Genomic DNA, 18,933 nt, shown 5'->3' on the forward strand with positions numbered 1-18,933 from the left:
AGGACACGCACTAGTCAATACTCACTATCACGTGTGTTAATGATTTGATCTGAGTCAGTTGTGGTCAACTAATCGGCACGAGGGGACTTGGTCCGATAACGCCGTCACCCCTATGGTGCATACGAGCAGTCAATTCCCATGCCGGGTATTGCGAGACAAGTGCACTAACTGCGGCCTCGTGCCTTCGGGAGCTTCGTGGTGCCTGTAAACGCGACCACCTGGCCGCCGCCGCTTTCTTTGTCGCAGCTTTGTTCAAAGGTCAGCTCGAAGCAACCATATCCGAAAGGCGTTTGCCAAGGCAGCCGCGCGGGTCTCCAAGGTCCAGGACAACGCTCATATGATTCAGACCGGGGTACTGGCAGCAGTTCGGCGGCGCCTGCAGCGCCTGCGATCATGTCGTGGAGCGCGCGGGCCTGGTCCTTGAAGGGCGCGGTCTCGTCTCCCCCGAAGGCAATAAAACGTTGCGGCCCACCATCATGAACGGAGGCGAGCGGCGACCAAGCCGCCGCTTCCGAATGTGTCATCTGGGCTTCGTTGCGTAGAAAGCTGTCGGGAATATCCGATAGATCGTAGATGCCGCTGAGCAGCAGCATGCTTCTTATCGCCGGCACGGCCGACGGCGCATGCTCCTGCGGCCCTGTGGCCGCAAGAAAGGAGGATAGGTGAGCACCAGCTGAATGGCCGCTGACTGTCATGCGGAATGGATCCGCGCCGAACTGTCTCGCGCGCTGCTGAAGCCAAAGAACCGCTCGGCGCACCTGATCGACAAGAACGGGAAGTCGCTGGCCAGGCATAAGATCGTATTCCACGAGCGCTGCGATGCCACCCGCTGCAAGCACGGGTTCGGCGACGAAGCGATAATCCGCCTTCTCGCCGGAGCGCCAATAACCGCCATGCACGAAGACATGCAGGGGCGCATCCGCCGTTGGGTTATCCGGAAAGATCAGATCAAGCGTTTCGCGCGGAGACGTCCCATAGGCGATGTCTGTGCGCATCCGCGCGCGGGCCGACAATACACGGCTGCGCGATGCGAACTCGGCGGCGATGGCGTCGAAATCGGCGGCGAAGTCGCGGATCTTGTAGAGGTCGGTTCCAGTCACAGGCTCCTCCGAAATCCTAGAATTCGACGGCGTAGTATTTCGCTTCCATGAATTCCAGTATCCCGGTCACGCCCCCCTTCCCGGCCGAGCCCGCTCTGCTTGACGCCTCCAAACGGAGCGGCGGGATCCGACATCAGGCCGCGATTGATTCCCAGCATGCCGGTTTCTATGCCCTTGCCGACCCGCATGGCCCGCTTCAGGTCGCGCGTATAGACGTAGGCGGCGAGACCGTATTCGGTCTTGTTGGCGAGGGTGATCGCCTCCTCCTCTGTCTCGAACCGGTAAACCGGCGCAACCGGCCCGAAAATCTCCTCACGCGCGATAGCCGCATCGATCGGCACGTTTTCGAGCACTGTTGGCGGATAGAAATAGCCGGTTCCTTCCAGCGGTGCGCCGCCGGTCACGATCCGGGCGCCGAGGTCGATCGCGTTCGAGACGAGATAATCGATCTTCTGCACCGCCTTGCCGGTGATCATCGGACCGCATTGGGTCAGTGGATCGTAACCCGCCCCGATCTTCAGCATCGCCATACGTTCGGCCAGTCCCTTCACGAACGCGTCGTGAATGCCCGCCTGGACGTAGAAGCGGTTGGCCGCCGTGCAGGCTTCACCCGCATTTCGCATCTTCGCAACCATGGCGCCATCGAGCGCCGCGGCGAGGTCGGCATCATCGAAGACGACGAACGGCGCATTCCCTCCCAATTCCATCGAGCAGTTCACCACGGTCTTTGCAGCCTCGGCCAACAACGTCCGGCCGACTCCGGTCGAGCCGGTGAAGGACAGCTTGCGCACGCGCGGATCCCCGAGCATGGCATTGGTGATGGCGGCGGGGTTGGTCGTCGTCAGCACATTGATGACGCCAGCGGGAACGCCGGCCTCCGCGCCGAGACGCGCCATCGCATAGGCGGTGAGAGGCGTCTCGGATGCCGGCTTGAGGATGACCGTGCAACCCGCAGCCAGTGCCGGGCCGATCTTGCGAGTCGCCATCGCGGCGGGAAAATTCCAGGGGGTGATCAGCACCGATATGCCGATCGGTTCGTGGTCGACGAGAATGTTGTGGGAACCGGAAGGCGTGTGCCGATACTCCCCGGGAATGCGCGTCGCCTCCTCGGCATACCAGCGGAAGAACTCCGCCGCATACGCAACCTCGCCGCGCGCGTCGGGTAGAGCCTTTCCGTTTTCGAGCGAGATCAGGACCGCCAGCTCCTCGGCCCGCTCGCTCATCAGATGAAACCAGCGCCGCAGGATCTCGGAACGTTGGCGCGGTGGCGTTTGCCGCCAGCCGGAAGAAGCAGCCTCCGCGGCGTCCACCGCTCGCATCGCATCTTCTACCGACGCGTTGGGGACATGCGCCAGAACACCTCCGGTCGATGGATCGTGGACCGCGATGCCGCTTCCCGGACACCATTTGCCACCGATGAACAGACCCTGTGAATGAAGGGCGGGATCAGAATAGCCGGAAATCTGTGCGTGGAACGTCATGACAGGGTCCTTTGAGATCAGTTCAGCGCGGTGCTGTCGCCGGAGTAGGCTGCGGCCACGAGGGTGCGCATTTCGGGAAGGGTCAGCGGTCGTGGATTGTTCTGGACCAGCCGGGCGATGCCGCAACTCTGTTCCGCCACCCAGTCGATCCGCTCCTCGGCAAGGCCGAGTTCGCGCAATGTCGGGGGAATTCCGATCCGCTCGAAAAGCGCGGTCAAGGCCGGGATGACATCGTCGGCGCAGGCCACACCGATCGCCAGAGCGATCTGCGCAAGTTCGGGGCCGATCTCCCGGGCATTCCAGCGCATCACATAGGGCATGAGGCAGGCGACGCCTGCTCCGTGAGCGGTGTGCGTCAGGGCTCCGACGGGATACTGGATCGCATGCGCTGCTGCGGTTCCGGCTACACCGAACGCCAAGCCGGCCAGCGTTGCGCCCATCATCACCCTTTCCCGTGCCACCCTGTTGGAACCGTCATTGCAGGCAGTCTCAAGGCCCTGCCAAAGCAGTCCGATCGCGCGCAGCGCGAAATGATCGGAAAACTCGTTCTTGCCGACGAAGACGCGCTCCTGCGCGATACCGGGCTCCGGGGCGCGGCGGATCGCGGTGAAGGCTTCTATCGCATGAGTAAGCGCATCCGCGCCCGCGACCGCCGTCAGGCCGCGCGGACACGTCAGGGTAAGATCCGGATCGCAGATCGATGCCGTCGGTACGATGTACGGACTGGATATCCCGACCTTGAGGCTGCGCTCAGCGTCGGACAGGACCGCGACAGGCGTGACTTCCGATCCGGTGCCCGCCGTGGTCGGGATGGCGATGACCGGCATCACCCGGCCCGGCACGTTGTGTTCGCCGTAATAGTCCTGCGGGCGGCCGCCATGGGTCAGCAGTGCGGCGACGCATTTGGCCATGTCGAGACAGGAGCCACCGCCGACGCCGACAACCAGATCTGGCGCAAAGCCCCGTGCGGCTTCGGCGCTCCGGACAGCAGACTCGATCGGGACGTCCGGCAAGGTCGAACCGTCGATGCGTATGGAGAGGCCAGCTTCCTCCATCTGCTCTGTCATTTCGAGAAAATCAGCATCGGCCGCCATTCGCGAATCCGTCACGACCAGCGCCCGCCGCCCTAGTTTGCCTGCGATGCGGCTCAAGGAGTGCCGCTGGCCTGAGCCGAAGACCAGTTCCCGCGGCGCCCTGATCGTGCCGAACAGTTTCATGTGATGTTCCTCCACAAGAGTTTCAGGCGCCAGCAAGGGCCGAGAGAGCATCGGAAAGGGTAACGAGCCGATCGAGTCCGGCCGACTTAACACAGTTTCCATCCCCAAATCCTATATCAGATCGTATATGATATTCTATTTGACATCGGATACCCTATCTGCAACACATCGCGCCGTGTCAACAAGGACGTCGTCGGGAGGGGGTGACGTGGCATTCGCAGCCGAGCGGGAAAGCAGGCCGGCCAACATCAGGCCAAGCAGCATCGTCGATGGCGTCTACGACAACATCTACCATCGGCTGATGTCGCTGGAGATCGCGCCGGGCGCCCGTATCCCGATCGACGTGCTTGCACGCGACGTTGGCGTGTCACAGACCCCCGTGCGCGAGGCGTTGAGCCGACTGGAGCGTGAAGGACTGGTGCGCAAGGAGCACCTGATCGGCTACAGCGCGGCGCCGCAATGGACGCGCAGGCAGTTCGAGGACCTCTATGTGTTCCGCCTGTTGCTGGAGCCGGAAGCGGCGCGGCTGGCGGCGCTCAAGATGACGCCCGAGGCTCTGCATGGGCTGGAGAATGCGGCCGCGGACATGGGGCACGGCGAAACGCCGCTGGATCGCAACACACGTTATTCACGCTTTGCACGCGCTGACGCGCACTTCCACGACGACATCATGAGGATTGCCGGAAACGAGGTGATCCGCAGCACTCTCTTCAATCAGCATGTCCACCTGCACATCTTTCGGCGGATGTTCCACACCCGCGTGACGCAGGAGGCGCTTGAAGAGCACGAGAGCCTGCTCGCCGCATTCCGTGCGGGCAATCCGGACGCTGCTTTCAAGGCAATGCACGAACACATCGAGTGTTCGCGCGATCGACTGCTTTCGGCTTTCGAATGACCATGGTGCAAACCAGCTCTACTCCCCCGCTTCCCCGTTCTGATAACCAGGCGATGCCGGAGAGCCGGATGTCGCTTCCACCTCAAGACACAGGAGACACAGATGAGCGGCAAGAAAATCCTCATGCTGACAGGCGAATTCACCGAGGAATACGAGATCTTCGTTTTCCAGCAAGGCATGGAAGCCGTCGGTCACACCGTTCATGTTGTTTGCCCCGATAAGAAGGCCGGCGATCGCATCAAGACCTCACTGCACGATTTCGAAGGTGACCAGACCTACACTGAGAAAGTCGGTCATTATGCCGACATCAACAAGACCTTCTCCGAAGTGAAGGTCGAAGACTATGACGCCGTCTATGCAGCCGGTGGGCGTGGTCCGGAATACATTCGCACCGACAAACGCGTGCAAGCCATGGTTCGTCATTTTCATGACACCGGCAAGCCGATCTTCACCATCTGCCACGGCGTTCAGATTCTGATGGCGGTGCCCGGTGTTCTGAAGGGCCGTAAGGTTGCAGGGCTTGCAGCCTGCGAGCCAGAGGTCACGGCCGTCGGCGGGACCTATATCGACGTCAAGCCGACAGAGGCCTTTGTCGACGGAAATATGGTTTCGGCTAAGGGCTGGACCGGACTCGCCGCCTTCATGCGCGAGTGCCTCAAGGTGCTCGGCACAAAAATCTCGCACGCCTGACCTGTGCAGGCTGCAAATGGCCGGCGGGCATCGATCTTATGCACGCCGGCCGTCTCCACATGCCCATGGTGATGTCGTCAAAGAGGCTCGCTCGGTCCGAGCCGGGGTGAGCATTGGGTTTCCGCATCGGGCGCGGCGCCAATGGTGGCCTTCGTGGCCGGATGCAGCAGGTTTGCACTGTCTGCATGCGTCTGAGTTAGATCGACCGCTCTTCGGTCGAGACACATACGTTTTGAACCGCGCCGGGTTGATCGGAGGCTCCAATCCTTGAGAAGGTGGAGCCATGACAAGCAAGACAACGAACAGGTTTTCTCCCGAGGTCCGTGCCCGCGCGGTGCGGCTGGTTCTGGATCACGAAGGCGAGCACACCTCGCGGTGGGCGGCGGTGTCGTCGATCGCCGCCAAGATCGGCTGCACGGCGCAGACGTTGCATGAGTGGGTGAAGAAGGCCGAGCGCGATAGCGGCGTTCGCGCCGGTGTGCCTACGGATGTGGCGACGAAGCTCAAGGCTCTGGAACGCGAGAACCGCGAGCTTCGGCAAGCCAACGAGATCCTGCGCAAGGCGAGCGCGTATTTTGCCCAGGCGGAGCTCGACCGCCGGTTCAGGCCATGATCGCGTTCATCGACGATCATCGTGGGGCGCATGGGGTCGAGCCGATCTGCAAGGTGCTGCCGATTGCCCCGTCGACCTACCATGACCGTGTCGCCAAGCGCGTCGATCCCTCCCGGCTGTCGGTTCGGGCAAGACGGGATGCAGCCTTGAAGGATGAGGTTCGCCGCGTGTTCGAGGCTAACTTCCGCGTCTACGGCGTTCGCAAGGTCTGGCGCCAGTTGCAGCGCGAGGGCTTCGATGTTGCCCGCTGCACGGTTGCCCGCCTGATGAAGGCCATGGGTCTCGAAGGCATCATCCGCGGCAAGCCGCTCCGCACCACGGTGAGCGACAAGGCCGCACCTTGTCCGCTCGATCACGTCAATCGCCAGTTCCATGCCCCGGCACCGAACATGCTGTGGGTCTCCGACTTCACCTACGTCGCGACCTGGACCGGCTTCGTCTATGTCGCCTTTGTCATCGACACTTATGCGAGAAGGATCGTCGGCTGGCGGGTGAGCCGGACGGCGCATGCGAGCTTCGTCCTGGACGCTCTGGAACAGGCTCTCCACGATCGGCGGCCAATCCATCGCGGTGGGCTCGTGCACCATAGTGATAGAGGCAGCCAATACGTCAGCATTCGATACACCGAGCGCCTGGCGGAAGCCGGCGTCGAGCCGTCGGTCGGCAGCGTCGGCGACAGCTATGACAACGCTCTCGCCGAAACCATCAACGGTCTCTACAAGGCCGAGGTGATCCACCGACGCGGACCATGGCGCTCATTCGAGGCAGTCGAGTTCGCGACGTTGGAATGGGTGGACTGGTTCAACAATCGCCGGCTGCTGGAGCCCATCGGCAACATCCCGCCGGCGGAAGCCGAGGAACGCTACTACGCCATGCTGGTAGAACCAGCCATGGCCGCGTGACTCAAACGAAACGGCCTCCGGAAAACCCGGCGCGGTTCATTTCCCGGTTCTCTGCTAGGAATTTGCTTCGTAGACGATCCCTACGAGCTTTATTTGGGCACGGTCTGAGTCTAGTTTTTCCAGGCCTTCCAGATGGGATATGTCATGGAGCCAGCGACCACCGAACAAAGGAAGCTAAGTCGAAGTTGGGGCTCTGGTCGATGGCTCACCCAGTCAGAACCGCTCGATCGAACCATCGGAAATCTGCATATTCAGACAGTGCAAATTGTCCTTGCCGCGATCAAGCGGCAGAGGATCCCCGAAGGCGCGCGAATGCCGTCAACACGCGCTATAGCGGAAAGCCTGGGTATCAGCCGCAACACTGCAAAGCGCGCGGTCGAGATTCTGGTTGAACAAGGCGTTCTGGCCAGCCGCAACAGGTCCGGCACCTACCTTGCCTCATCCGCACATCCGGAATTTGCAGAAGATACGTCCGATGACAGTGACGATATCGTGGAGTGGCCCCGCCGTTTTACCCTCAAGCTGAATTCTGAGTCCGAGCTCCCCACGATAAGGCCAACGTACGCAAGCTTCCTATACGGGCAGTTCGACGCGTCCATATTCCCCATCGGGCGCTGGAGGGAATGCGAACGTTCGGCACTGAGTGTTTCCGAGATCCAAAACTGGGGCAAGGACGTCGTCGACGAAGACGATTCCTTGTTGATCGAACAACTTCGCTCGGAGGTTCTGCCCCGACATGGCATCCTGGCCCGACCCGAGAACATTCTGATCACGCTTGGCGGTCAGCAGGGCCGCTACCTGGTGAGCCAGCTGTTCGGAGGCGCAGAAACGATATCCGGAATCGAGCACCCTGGAATGCCCGACATGGCGAAGATGCTCGACCTTTCCAGGACCCGAGTCAGGCCACTCGCCCTCGACGAAGACGGCGTGATCCTTGGCGAACAGATGCGCGGCTGCAATACGGTCTTCCTGACCTGTGGACACCAGTGCCCGACAACGGCGGTGATGTCGCACGAGCGAAGAGCTGCGCTTCTCGATCAGGCGCACCGCGACGACTTCATCGTGGTCGAGGACACGTTCGAGACGGAGATCTTCGCCGAAGGAAAATATCCTCCCGCCATGAAATCGCTGCCCGGTTCGGAGCGGGTCATCCATATAGCCAGCCTATCGAAGCTGATAGCTCCCGGCCTGCGGATCGGCTACGTGATCGCCCACCCTTCGGTCATCGCCAAAATGCGGGCCTTGCGTCGGCTGATCCATCGGCACCCGCCCGGCAACAATCAGAGAGCCCTCGCGATCTTCATCGAGCGGGGCTACTACCGCGCCTTCCTGCGACGTGCCCAGGCCGTCATGTCGGAGCGGCAGGATGCGATGGCGACTGCGCTGCGTCGCCACTTCCCTGGTGCCGACTGGCGGCATTGCGACGGTGCGTCAACCTTCTGGATGAAGGTGCCAGATGGCGTGGGTTCCAGAGCCCTGGCAGCGAGCGCCGCCGCGCGGGGCGTGCTCGTCGAACCGGGGGGCCGATACTTTCACAAGGAAGACGGCAGGGACGATTGGGTTCGTCTGTCGGTGTCCAGCATCGTCGCGTCGCGTATAGAAGACGGGATCCGACGCTTTGCCGAAGCCCACCGTGATTGTGTGTCCCGGCTCTAGCCGTAGCTGGCGTAACGCATGTTCGCTGATCGCATATGCTCGGCCGACAGCGTTTTGACGACGCCAGCCTGGCGGGCCAGCACATACTGCATGCACAGCATCTCCAGCCGAAGTGCGGCGTTGAATGCGGCCTGCAGCGACTTTCCGTGGGAGATCATGCCGTGGTTACCAAGCAGGCACGCGGTGCGCCCTTCCAGCGCAACCACGGCGGCTTTCGCTAGCTCGGACGTCGCCCAGGGCACGTAGGGTGTGCAGCGAACGTCGTCGCCGCCAAAGGCGGCCACCATGTAGTGGAACGCCGGAAGCGGCTCGCCGGTGGCGGCCATCGCGACACAGTAGTTGGAATGCGTGTGAACCACCGCCTGAGCATGCGGGAACGCTTCGTAGATGGCAGAATGCATTGCCCACTCGCTTGAGGGTTTCCCGTCGGTTGCTCTGCCGGACAAGTCGCATTCGACGAATGCCTCGGGCGTTATCGAGGCGACCGAAGCCCCTGCCGGCGATATGAGCATGCCGTCGCCCTGGCGTGCGCTGACATTGCCGGCGGCGAGGAAAATCAGGCCGGAGCTGCCCATCGCTATATAGGTCTGGCAAAGCTCGCGACGTATCTGGTGTAGGCTGTTCATGGTGTGTCTCCTCCTTCCAGGCGAGCCTTGTTCAGGCGGCGATGTGGGCCGCCACAATGCGGGCATGCCAGCCCCGCAAAGGTCTTGTTGCTCCAGTCGTCATAACTGCCGACGATATGCTTCAGGGCAGCCCTGCCCTCTTCGGACGATGCGCGTAGATCGATGGCATGCTGTTCAGCGTCTGCAATGACGGCGGCCTCGTCGAACACCGTCACCTGACGGTCGCGCAGCAGCCATTGACCGTCCACCATCAGGTCGCGAACGGCGCGCGGGTCACCGTGGCTGACTATGCTTGCTGGCGAAATCGCCGAGGCAGCCAGTGTCACCGAGCGGAAGTCGAGGACCAGCAAATCGGCACGCGCGCCCGCGGCCAGTCTTGCCGGCCCTTGCCCGAGCGCTGCCCAGCCGTCCTGCGACGCAGCAGCCAGGGCCTCATCGGCCCGGATCCATCCACCGTGCCAGCTGCCGGGGTCCCGCCCGGAGACGAGCATCTGCCGCATGGTCTCGAACATGTCGTGGCGGCCTGCCGTGTTGGAACAATCGGTGCCCAGTCCCAGCCTGATGTTCGCGTCGAGCATCCTGCGGACAGGCATGGCGCCGGAACCGAGCATCTGGTTGCTGAGAGGATTGTGGATCGCCGTGGCGCCATGCCTGGCCAAGGTCTCGCGTGCCGTGTCGTCGAGCCAAATCGCGTGCGCGAGCGAAGTGCGGCCGTCAAGCAGTCCGAGCCGCTCGAGCTCCGACACCGCCCCACCAGGCCAACGCGCCTGCGCGAGCCGATGCTGCGGATAGGTTTCGAGTAGATGCGTGTGGCTGCCGAGATCGTGGCGCGCCGCAAGTTCGGCCCACAGTTCGAGCAGGGGCTGCGAGCACCGCTGGGGCGCGTTCGGGCCGAGCAGAGGCGTAATGCGCGCGTCGCGCGTCCACGCCAATCGCTCGGTCCTGAGACGCAGCGCATCATGGTCCGACATGGGGCCCTGCGCCTGCGCCTCAAGGGTCGTGCGATCCAGCGGCATGTCGAGGATGTCCTCGTCGCGCAGATCGGCGAAGAACGGGGCGAAACCGACGCGCAGGCCGCTCTGGCGGTGGACATGAAGGGCATCGTCCATGAACTGGGCGGGAGGGAAGTGGTCGATGTAGCCGCCGATACCCGCCCGGATCATCTCGATAGCGGTCAGTCGCAGCGCCGCACGGATCGAGGCGGCCGTGGAGCCCCGACCGTAGCATATGGCCCAGAGCGACCAGAGCTCCAGCGGATAGCTGTTCTCGGTGCCCCGGAACAGCGTTGAGGACGAATGCACATGACCATTGAAGAAGGGCGGAATCACCGCGCAGCCGGTCGCGCCGACGGTCGGAACGTCCCGCCCGCTCGCCTCTCCAGGAGCGACGATCGCCTCGATCGAACCACCGGCGAGCAGGATGTCGGCGCGTCGAAAGGCTCCGTCGGTCCAGACCGTGGCGTTGGTTATCAGGGTTCCGTCGACCGCTGTCTCGCCCACCTCAGCCGAACCGCCCGGCAAGCTCATGCGCCTGGAAGACGCCCTCTTGGGTCGCATAGGCCGTGACGAAATCAGGAGGGGTGATATCGAAGGCCGGATACCATCCCTTCGCCAGCGGCGTCGCTGTGCGCTGCCCCATGCAGTAGAGCGACTCGTCGCCATCCCGCATCTCGAGTTCTACCGCCGCGGGCTGGGGTGCCAGGCGATCCGGCTTCAGCACCATCGCGATGTACGGCACGCCGAGCGCCTTGGCGGCGGTGGCGATCTGGAATGTTCCAACCTTGTTGAACACGTGGCCCGACAACGTGACCCGATCCGCCGCGGTCATGTACCGAGAGACCATTCCGCTCGCCATGGCGTGGGCGGCCATGCCGTCAGTGATCACCGTCGCGGGCAGTCCCATCTCGGCCACCGAATGGGCGGTAAGGCGAGCGCCCTGGAGGTATGGCCGCGTCTCCGTACAGATGACGGAGACTTTCTTGCCGCTCTCGATGCATACGGCGAGAGTATCCACCAGGCTCGTTTCTGCCCAGCAGTGGGTGAGGATCGTGTCGCCGTCCTCTATCAAGCCCGCAGCCGCAGTCCCCAGACGCCTGCTGTTCTGCAAGCGCATGTCCCACTGTCGCCGAACCAATGCATCGACGGCCTCTACGAAATCGTCGCGGCTGGCGATCTCGGGCAGGCTCGCCTTCACTGCGGCAACGATGTCGCGGATGTTGTTGTTGGTCGGCCGCGTTCTGAGCAGCCTGTCCGCCGCCGCGGTCATCACTGCCATGCGCCCGTCCGCATCGGCGCCGGCAGAGCTTTCAGCCGCCAGGGCGAGCGCGGCGCCGGCCACCTTGCCCGGGCCGGCGCTCTGCGTGACCATCTCCTCGATCGCCCTGGCGCAGGATTCGACGTCGGGACAGTCGACAAACTCGATGCTGTGAGGAAAGACCCTGCGGTCGAGGATGCGCACCAACCCAGGCTCACGCAGGACGCTATCGCGGATGATCGTTGGTATGACAGCCGTATTCATGGGGAATGCTCTCTCTGGAATGTCACGCAGACGCCGCGAGATGGGCCGCAACGAGCGGCGCCTTGCCGTGGCCGCCGCGCCGTTCGTCCCACTGCGACAGCCGCACGAGCGCCTCTGCGCCGGTCATGCAGGCCTTGGCGACTCCGCCGCTGTCCGCCCACACGCCGGTGCGTCGGTTGGCGATGACGGAGCACACCACGCCAGCACGGAAACCGAAGATGCGCGCAAACGTAAGCAGCGACGCCGCCTCCATCTCGAAGTTGAGGACGCCCAGACCTGCCATTTCCTCGAGCACGGTCTCACTGTGCTTCGACATGAAACCGTTCAAGGCCGGGCGGCCCTGTCCGGTCAGGAAGGAGCCTGCCGTGCAGCCGGTACCGATCCGAAACGAATGGCCGAGTGCGGCAGCGGAGTCCGACAGCGCGAGCGTCGCCTCGTGAGAGGCCGTCGCCGGAAATTCCGGCCGGGCGTAGAAATGGGTCGTCCCATCCAGCCTGACCGCTGCGTCGTTGATGATAAGGGACCCGGTTTCGATATCGGCATGCAACGTGCCGCAGGTGCCGACGCGTATGAAGGTGTGGACGCCCAGCCGCGCCAGATCCGTGAAAACGTTCTCCAGGGACGGCGCCCCGATCGCCGTCGACATCGCGCCGATCCGCACCCCGCGATAGACGCCCGTCGCCGCCTTGTAGCCGCGGGGCAGCGTTACGACGGTCGCGTCCTCCCATTGCGAGGCCATTATATCGACGCGGTCGGGATCGCCCGGCAGGAGCACGTAGCCGGGCAGATCGATCTCACCCAGCTGTTGGATGCGGCGCTGGTCGCCCATCGTTGCGGGCGAGTTGGTAGCGGTCGTGTTCATCAAGTCCTCCGTATGGGCATGTTGGTGCGGCGCTCAGCTGGTGCGCCAGCGAACGATGAATGTCTCGGCGATGACCACGATGGTGAACATGCAAAGCGCAAGCAGGGAGGACGTCGCAATCGCGGCGTAGAGAAGCTCGGTGCGGTAGTCGAAGGTCGTCTGAATGATCAGCACGCCAAGTCCCAATTCCGCGCCGATCCATTCCGCTACGATGGCACCGATCACACTCGCAGTCGCCGATATGCGCAGCGCCGCAAACAGGAACGGCACGGAGCGCGGCAGCCTCAGCCTGAAGAATACTTCCCGGCGCGATGCCGACATCACCCGCATCAGTTCGAATTCCGACGGAGAGACCGACTCGAAGCCGCGGATCATGTTCACCAGCATCGGGAAGAAGCAGACAATAGCCGACACCATGATCTTGGAGGTGATCCCGAGGCCAAAGATCAGGATTAGCACTGGTGCGAGCGCGATGATCGGGATGGTGTTGAAGAACACTGCGACCGGCAGGTAGATTTCGCGCACGCGGGTCCAGTGCACGAAGACGGTGGCAATGCAGATGGCGGCGAAATTGCCGATCAGAAAACCGCCCACGGCCGCCTGCATCGTCGGAACAAGGTTCTTGAAGAGGATGCCAAAGTTGGTGCCGAACGCCTTGGCCACGCCGATGGGGCCGGGCGAGATGTAGTTTGGCACGTCGAAGAGCCAGACCGCGAGCGCCCAGGCGAGTACCAGCGACGACAGGCCGAGGATAGGGCGCAGGATGGTCATCATGTCAGGCCATCCCTTCCGCTGTCTCGAGGTGCCGTCGGAGGTTCGAGGTGATATCGAAGAACCTGCTCGAGCCGCGATCGATGGCGCCGGCGGGTTTCTCGCCTTCCAGATTGATGATCCTAGACATACGACCAGGATGCGCCGCCATGACCGCGACCGACTGGCCTAGGAAAGCGGCCTCGGACAGGCTGTGCGTGACGAAGACGATGGTGGTCCCCGTCTCCTGCCAGATCTTCAGCATCTCGTCGTTTAGGCGTTCGCGCGTGATTTCGTCGAGCGCCCCGAAGGGTTCGTCCATCAGCAGGACATCGGGCCGCGTGACGAGGGCGCGCGCGATGGCTACACGCTGGCGCTGGCCACCCGACAGCTGATGGGGCAGCGCCGCTTCCCGGCCGCCGAGCCCGACCAGCTTCACGAGCTCGTTCGGATCGCGATGTGGCCTGCCAGCCGACTTCCAGTTACCGACCTGGAGCGGCAGGCGGACATTATCGATGACGCTCCGCCAAGGCAGCAGCGTCGCCTCCTGAAAGACAAACGATATCCGCCGCGCGTGGCGTGCCTCGGCGGGATTGCCGCCGAACACCTGAACCTCGCCCCGGTCAGGTGCCTGCAGATCGGCGATGACTCTCAGCAACGTCGACTTGCCGCAACCGGAAGGCCCGATCAGCACGCAGAACTGTCCTTCCGCGATGTCGATGGCAATGTCGTCGAGGGCCCGGATCGGCCCCGAGGCGGTGGTGAACGTGACCGCCACCCCCGATACCCGGATTGCCGACATCAGCCGAGCCTTGGACGAACATCGGCGGTGGCGTCGAGGATCGCGTGTGAAGAGACCTCGCTGAGCACCGGCTTTCGCACTTCGAAGGCCTTTGCTTTGTCGAACGTGTCGATCTGCATCTGCAGCTTGTCATTGTCGAACCAGCCCCAGCCATTGGCCTTGGTATCGGGCCCGAAGGCGATGCTCATGACAGTGTCGACGGTCGCGTGCTCGACCGCGCGGTCGAGGTTCGGCAGGGCGTCGCACATCAGGTCGACGGCTTCCTTTCGATTCTCGAAGGCCCAGCCCCAGCCCTTGCTGCAGGCGCGGATGAACTTCACCAGACTATCCTGCTCCGAGGCGAAGACCTCAGGCGTGGTGAGATAGGCGTTGGCATAACCGAGAGCCCCTGCAGATTCGGCGGTCATCACCACGCGATCCTCGCCGAGCACCGCAAGCGCCGTGGTATTGGTGAGGAAGCCCGTCACGGCATCGGCCTGGCCCACCAGCAGCGCGGTCATGTCTGCGCCCTGAGTGATCGTCTTGACGCTGGCCGGGTCGATGTTGTGCAGGCTCATGATGATCTGCAGTGTCAGGCGGCCATTGGGATTGAGTGCGACGGTCTTGCCGACGAGGTCCTGGGGCGTGCGGATCGGGGAGGACGGCTTCGAGATGTAGGCGTAGGGGGTACTGATATCCGCAGGCGAACAGCATGACCGGACGGCCGGCGCCATGCGCGAGAACGGTCTGTGAACTTGTCATCTGCGCCGCGGTTGCCTGGCCGGCCAGCAGCGGCGGAATTGTCTGGGCGTTGGGGCCTCCGCCGCCCAGCGTGACGTCGAGACCTTCCTCGGCGAAGTAGCCCTTGGCCTTTGCGACGATGTCGCCAATCTGGCCGTTGCCGAGCAGCCAGTCATATTGCACCAGCATGGCCTTAGTGCCGGCGGCTCGCGCCGGCCCGAAGCTGACGAAGGCGCCGGCCATCGCCGAGCCGCTCGCTATCGTTACGGCCGAAGAACGAAGAAAATCACGGCGGCTCATGCCATCGGATCGATCGAGTATTTTTCCCATTGTCATGATGTCGGTTCCCGTTGTTGCGTCTGATGCGCGTTGCCCGAAAGGCACCACCGACATGGGTTCCACGCAACCAACCAGTTATCCGCAAAGAGGGGATCCAGTTTGCGCCAAGGTGCAACCTGACGCAGCGATGTTCGAGAGCCGTCACATCGATGCATGCCCCCTTACTGCTGTCTCTGTGGGAGTCCGTTATCCGGTTTTGGGAGATACGATCCTGGGGCCCTGATCGCGGAAATCCGACAAGGTCAACGATCCCAACCGTTTCCGTTTGATGTGGCAGCCCGCTGCCGATGAACCTTGAAATTCTGTTTTAGGACGGAGACAGGGCTGACAGTGCGGCCTTGAGGGATGTCGTCGCGCCTTGGCGGAGGTCTAGGTCGGCCTCGATGTGATCGATGTGGCGCAGGACGAGCGCCTGCGCAGCGGCGGCATCCCGACGCTCCAGCGCAGCGACGATCCCGTCATGCTCGTCATGGCCGCAGCTTGAAGCGCCCGATCGCCCGTAGAGTGCGATCACCAGGGAGGAGCGTGCGATCAGTTCCTCCATGAAGCGGTGCATGATCTGGTTGCCTGCTGCGGCGGCGAGCAGGAGGTGGAACTCGCCCGACGCCTTGATCTCGGCACGCCGTGCATTCGGGCCGCGCAGATCCATGTGCCTTCGCTCGTCGGTGAGATGCGCGCGCAGCCGGGCAAGGTCACGCGGCGTCGCCCGGGCACAGGCCTCCGACGCGATGCCGGGCTCGACCAGCCGCCGGGCGGCGAAGACCTGCCGCGCCTCTTCCGGATCCGGATTGGCGACGAAGGCACCACGGTTGCGCTCGATCCGCACGAGACCTTCAAACGAGAGCATCTGCAGCGCCGAGCGCGCCATCGTGCGGCTGACATTGAACAGCGAGCCGACCTCGACCTCCGTCAATTTCATGCCGGGCGCCAGCCGCCGATCGACGATCGCGTCGCGCAGGTGATCGCGGATCGCCTGCGTGCGGTCTTCGGCCGCCTGTGGGCTGTCAGGTTCCTGGGTTGCGACGAGGGACATGGAGGTCATCAAGATATCTGTTCCCTTCTAGCGGAATCCGCGCCCAAGGGAAGATGGGAACCGCTACAATCTGATTGCAAGATCGCATACAATATTTGCATATGATTGCTCACAATCGCCTATGATTTGTGCACTGCAAAAGTCCGAGGCAGGCGCAAAACGCGCTCAAAGACACAGAATCAACCGTTTAGCGCCGGAAAGCCAATTGGCACGCATTCTGCATCGCTCTTCCCGAACGGGAGATGCGCATGAGCAAGGCCGCAACGATCGACATCGCTTCTGTTTCCAAGGTGTACGGCCAGACGACGGCCGTCCACGCGATCAGTCTCAAGGTTCCGGCCGGCAGCTATTGCTGCCTTCTCGGCCCCTCCGGCTGCGGCAAGTCGACGACGCTGAGGATGATCGCCGGCCACGAGAGCATCTCCTCGGGCGACATCCGCCTCGGCAATTCGGTCGTCACCGACCTGCCGCCAGCCAGGCGCGGCACAGCGATGATGTTCCAGTCCTATGCGCTGTTTCCGCATATCGACGTCACGGACAACGTCGCTTTCAGCCTGAAGATGAAGGGCGTCCCCAAGGACGAGCGCCGTGCCAAGGCGCTGGACATGCTGAAGCTGGTCCAGATGGAACCCTACGCGACGCGGCGCCCGGCACAGCTCTCCGGCGGCCAGCAGCAACGCGTGGCGCTGGCCCGCGCGCTGATCACCGACCCGGAAGCGCTGCTGCTCGACGAGCCGCTGTCGGCGCTTGACCCGTTCCTCAAGATCCGGATGCGCGCTGAGCTGAAGCGCCTGCAGACGACGCTTGGCATCACCTTCGTCCATGTCACGCACAGCCAGGAAGAGGCGATGGCGCTGGCCGACCTGATCGTGGTGATGAACGACGGGCGCATCGAGCAGGCAGCACATCCGCGCGAGGTGTTCGAACGGCCGGCCACCGCCTTCGTCGCCCGCTTCATGGGCGACCACAACGTGATCTCAGGCAGGGTCACCGCCGCGAGCGAGAGCGGTGTGACGGTCGCGGTGCCGAGTGGCGGCGAATTCTCCGCGACCGGCGGCCTGCGCGAGGTCGGCGAGAGCATCGACATCGCGGTGCGCACCGACAAGGTGCGGATCGGCGAGCCGGACGCCCCTGGCCTCGGCTTCACCGGCATCGTCGACAACATCGAGTACCGCGGCGCCTCGGTGAAGCTCACCGTCAGCGGCGCCGGCGTGCAGGACTTCACCGCGATCGTCAGCGACGCGGCCTTCTTCGCAGCACCGGTCAAGGTCGGCGACGCGGTGTCCCTCGCCTGGGGCCCCGAAGACTCGATCGTCCTCGGCCGGCTCGATTCCTGACGACAGAAACCGACAACATAGGGGAACTGGACATGACACAGACGACGAAAAAGCCCGCCGGCATCTCCCGCCGCTCGCTGATCAAGACCGGCGGCGCGGCCCTTGGCCTCGCGGCCGGGTCCGGCGCGATCACCGGCTTCCCGACCATCTGGGCGCAGAACCCGATCACGCTGCGCCAGTTCGGCACCGGCGTGTCGAATCTCAACGCCATTGCCGACAAGTGCAAGGAAGACCTCGGCATCACGCTGGAAATGACGGCAACCGATTCCGACGCCGCCGCTCAGCGCGCCGTGACGCAGCCCGACAGCTACGACATCGCCGACATCGAATACTGGATCCTGAAGAAGGTATTCCCGGCCGGCGTCATCCAGCCGATGGATACCAAGAAGCTGACCTACTACGACCAGATCGTGCCGCTGTTCAAAACCGGCAAGCTGACGCCGGACAGCGTCATCGCGCAGGGCACCGCGCCGCACACGGTCGGCTTCGTCGAAAAACCCGGCGACAAGACTTTCGCCGCCGCCGAGACGCAGTATTTCACGATGGTTCCGACCATCTATAACGCCGACACCCTCGGTATCCGCCCTGACCTCGTCGGCCGCGAGATCACGACCTGGGCCGACATCATGGACCCGGCCTTCAAGGGCAAGACCTCGATCCTCAACATCCCCTCGATTGGCATCATGGACGCGGCCATGATCATGGAGGCGATGGGCAACATCAAATATGCCGACAAGGGCAACATGACCAAGGAGGAGATCGACAAGACGGTCGACTTCTTGATCAAGGCCAAGCAGGACGGCCAGTTCCGCGCCTTCTGGAAGTCGTTCGACGAGAGCGTCAACCTGATGGCGTCGGGCGAGGTCGTCATCCAGTCGATGTGGTCGCCGGCCGTGGCCGCCGTCCGCTCCAAGGGCATCGCCTGCAAATACCAGCCGCTCAAGGAAGGCTACCGCTCCTGGGGCGGCGGCCTGGGCCTCGCCGCCCACCTCGAAGGTGCCAAGCTCGATGCGGCCTACGAATACATCAACTGGGCACACGTCCGGCTGGGTCGGCGGCTATCTCAACCGCCAGGGCTACTATTCGGCGGCCATGGAGACGGCGAAGAAGTTCATGTCCGACGATGAGTGGGGCTACTGGATCGAGGGCAAGCCGGCGCAGGGCGATATCAAGGACCCGACCGGCAAGGTCATGGAGAAGGCGGGCGCGGTGCGCGACGGTGGTTCCTTCGAGGAGCGCATGGGCAAGGTCGCCTGCTGGAACTCGGTCATGGACGAGGACCGCTATATGGTTCGCCGCTGGAACGAGTTTATCGCGGCCTGACGACCGATCTGCCTCCCCTGGCCATCGCCGGGGGAGGCATCCGCTGCAACCCCAATCGCGAGCAGGGTCT

General features: G+C 63.2%; 14 protein-coding genes, 3 pseudogenes and 1 other annotated feature. Of the genes and pseudogenes, 6 read left to right on the plus strand and 11 right to left on the minus strand.

Going from position 1 to position 18,933, the window contains the following annotated elements; translation table 11 throughout:
* Positions 1–164: 164 nt before the first annotated feature.
* The 3 genes and pseudogenes from LRS09_RS05595 to LRS09_RS05605 all read right to left on the minus strand — a co-directional run bounded on the left by LRS09_RS05595 (position 165) and on the right by LRS09_RS05605 (position 3,798).
* Positions 165–1,100 carry an alpha/beta hydrolase gene (locus LRS09_RS05595; RefSeq protein ID WP_257804813.1) on the minus strand — a complete coding sequence of 312 codons (936 nt, stop codon included), beginning with the start codon at positions 1,098–1,100 and terminating at the stop codon, positions 165–167.
* 16 nt (positions 1,101–1,116) lie between these two features.
* Positions 1,117–2,581 (minus strand): annotated as a pseudogene (locus LRS09_RS05600) (NAD-dependent succinate-semialdehyde dehydrogenase).
* Positions 2,582–2,598: 17 nt separating this feature from the next.
* Positions 2,599–3,798 (minus strand): iron-containing alcohol dehydrogenase, encoded by a 1,200-nt coding sequence (locus tag LRS09_RS05605; RefSeq protein WP_257804814.1) that lies wholly within the window; start codon positions 3,796–3,798, stop codon positions 2,599–2,601.
* Positions 3,799–4,006: 208 nt separating this feature from the next.
* On the opposite strand from LRS09_RS05605, the gene LRS09_RS05610 reads away from it, so the two are divergent.
* From LRS09_RS05610 to LRS09_RS05625, 4 genes are all read left to right on the plus strand, one after another.
* Positions 4,007–4,693 carry a GntR family transcriptional regulator gene (locus tag LRS09_RS05610; protein ID WP_257804815.1) on the plus strand — a complete coding sequence of 229 codons (687 nt, stop codon included), beginning with the start codon at positions 4,007–4,009 and terminating at the stop codon, positions 4,691–4,693.
* Between the two features lie 102 nt (positions 4,694–4,795).
* Complete coding sequence (locus tag LRS09_RS05615) at positions 4,796–5,383, plus strand: DJ-1/PfpI family protein (protein WP_257804816.1); 588 nt, start codon at positions 4,796–4,798, stop codon at positions 5,381–5,383.
* 283 nt (positions 5,384–5,666) lie between these two features.
* Positions 5,667–6,898 (plus strand): IS3 family transposase gene (locus tag LRS09_RS05620; protein ID WP_257804818.1). Its coding sequence is split into 2 segments (ribosomal slippage): positions 5,667–5,958 and positions 5,958–6,898, totalling 1,233 coding nucleotides; the frame shifts between segments, so codons are not numbered across the junction.
* Positions 5,951–6,067: a sequence feature (AL1L pseudoknot), on the plus strand. Its footprint overlaps the gene before it by 117 nt.
* Positions 6,899–7,042: 144 nt before the next feature.
* Positions 7,043–8,554, plus strand: coding sequence for a PLP-dependent aminotransferase family protein (locus LRS09_RS05625; RefSeq protein WP_257804820.1), 1,512 nt, complete (start codon positions 7,043–7,045; stop codon positions 8,552–8,554).
* Here LRS09_RS05625 and LRS09_RS05630 read toward each other — a convergent pair.
* The 8 genes and pseudogenes from LRS09_RS05630 to LRS09_RS05665 all read right to left on the minus strand — a co-directional run bounded on the left by LRS09_RS05630 (position 8,551) and on the right by LRS09_RS05665 (position 16,203).
* Entirely contained in the window at positions 8,551–9,180 is a 630-nt protein-coding gene (locus tag LRS09_RS05630; RefSeq protein ID WP_257804822.1) for a class II aldolase/adducin family protein, read from the minus strand. The genes LRS09_RS05625 and LRS09_RS05630 overlap by 4 nt on opposite strands.
* On the minus strand, positions 9,177–10,706 hold the full coding sequence (locus LRS09_RS05635) for an amidohydrolase family protein (RefSeq protein ID WP_257804824.1): 1,530 nt from the start codon (positions 10,704–10,706) through the stop codon (positions 9,177–9,179). Before LRS09_RS05635 ends, LRS09_RS05630 begins: the two co-directional genes overlap by 4 nt.
* The gene (locus tag LRS09_RS05640) at positions 10,681–11,697 is read right to left on the minus strand and encodes a hypothetical protein (RefSeq protein WP_257804826.1); all 1,017 of its coding nucleotides are present in this window, start codon (positions 11,695–11,697) and stop codon (positions 10,681–10,683) included. Before LRS09_RS05640 ends, LRS09_RS05635 begins: the two co-directional genes overlap by 26 nt.
* Before the next feature lie 22 nt (positions 11,698–11,719).
* Positions 11,720–12,559 (minus strand): nucleoside phosphorylase, encoded by an 840-nt coding sequence (locus LRS09_RS05645; RefSeq protein WP_257804828.1) that lies wholly within the window; start codon positions 12,557–12,559, stop codon positions 11,720–11,722.
* Positions 12,560–12,592: 33 nt separating this feature from the next.
* Positions 12,593–13,333 (minus strand): ABC transporter permease, encoded by a 741-nt coding sequence (locus LRS09_RS05650; RefSeq protein WP_257804830.1) that lies wholly within the window; start codon positions 13,331–13,333, stop codon positions 12,593–12,595.
* A 1-nt stretch (position 13,334) separates the two neighbouring features.
* A complete protein-coding gene (locus tag LRS09_RS05655) occupies positions 13,335–14,111 on the minus strand; it encodes an ABC transporter ATP-binding protein (protein WP_257804832.1) in 777 nt (258 codons plus the stop codon).
* Positions 14,111–15,224: pseudogene (locus tag LRS09_RS30185) on the minus strand (ABC transporter substrate-binding protein). Before LRS09_RS30185 ends, LRS09_RS05655 begins: the two are co-directional and overlap by 1 nt.
* Before the next feature lie 253 nt (positions 15,225–15,477).
* Positions 15,478–16,203, minus strand: a complete 726-nt coding sequence (locus tag LRS09_RS05665; protein ID WP_257810134.1) for a GntR family transcriptional regulator — start codon at positions 16,201–16,203, stop codon at positions 15,478–15,480.
* Positions 16,204–16,451: 248 nt separating this feature from the next.
* Here LRS09_RS05665 and LRS09_RS05670 point away from each other — a divergent pair, with 248 nt between their 5' ends.
* Together LRS09_RS05670 and LRS09_RS05675 are read left to right on the plus strand one after the other, a co-directional pair.
* Positions 16,452–17,540, plus strand: coding sequence for an ABC transporter ATP-binding protein (locus LRS09_RS05670; protein WP_257804835.1), 1,089 nt, complete (start codon positions 16,452–16,454; stop codon positions 17,538–17,540).
* A 32-nt stretch (positions 17,541–17,572) separates the two neighbouring features.
* Positions 17,573–18,863: pseudogene (locus LRS09_RS05675) on the plus strand (PotD/PotF family extracellular solute-binding protein).
* Positions 18,864–18,933 lie beyond the last annotated feature (70 nt).

It is taken from the genome of Mesorhizobium sp. J428, from assembly GCF_024699925.1.
In the GTDB taxonomy this organism is placed as follows: Bacteria; Pseudomonadota; Alphaproteobacteria; order Rhizobiales; family Rhizobiaceae; genus Mesorhizobium_A.

Coding starts and splice junctions, on each gene's coding strand:
- LRS09_RS05650 (WP_257804830.1), bottom strand. CDS start 13,333: ATGATGACCATCCTGCGCCCTATCCTCGGCCTGTCGTCGCTGGTACTC.
- LRS09_RS05645 (WP_257804828.1), bottom strand. CDS start 12,559: ATGAACACGACCGCTACCAACTCGCCCGCAACGATGGGCGACCAGCGC.
- LRS09_RS05640 (WP_257804826.1), bottom strand. CDS start 11,697: ATGAATACGGCTGTCATACCAACGATCATCCGCGATAGCGTCCTGCGT.
- LRS09_RS05655 (WP_257804832.1), bottom strand. CDS start 14,111: ATGTCGGCAATCCGGGTATCGGGGGTGGCGGTCACGTTCACCACCGCC.
- LRS09_RS05625 (WP_257804820.1), top strand. CDS start 7,043: ATGGAGCCAGCGACCACCGAACAAAGGAAGCTAAGTCGAAGTTGGGGC.
- LRS09_RS05615 (WP_257804816.1), top strand. CDS start 4,796: ATGAGCGGCAAGAAAATCCTCATGCTGACAGGCGAATTCACCGAGGAA.
- LRS09_RS05635 (WP_257804824.1), bottom strand. CDS start 10,706: ATGAGCTTGCCGGGCGGTTCGGCTGAGGTGGGCGAGACAGCGGTCGAC.
- LRS09_RS05630 (WP_257804822.1), bottom strand. CDS start 9,180: ATGAACAGCCTACACCAGATACGTCGCGAGCTTTGCCAGACCTATATA.
- LRS09_RS05670 (WP_257804835.1), top strand. CDS start 16,452: ATGAGCAAGGCCGCAACGATCGACATCGCTTCTGTTTCCAAGGTGTAC.
- LRS09_RS05665 (WP_257810134.1), bottom strand. CDS start 16,203: ATGTCCCTCGTCGCAACCCAGGAACCTGACAGCCCACAGGCGGCCGAA.
- LRS09_RS05605 (WP_257804814.1), bottom strand. CDS start 3,798: ATGAAACTGTTCGGCACGATCAGGGCGCCGCGGGAACTGGTCTTCGGC.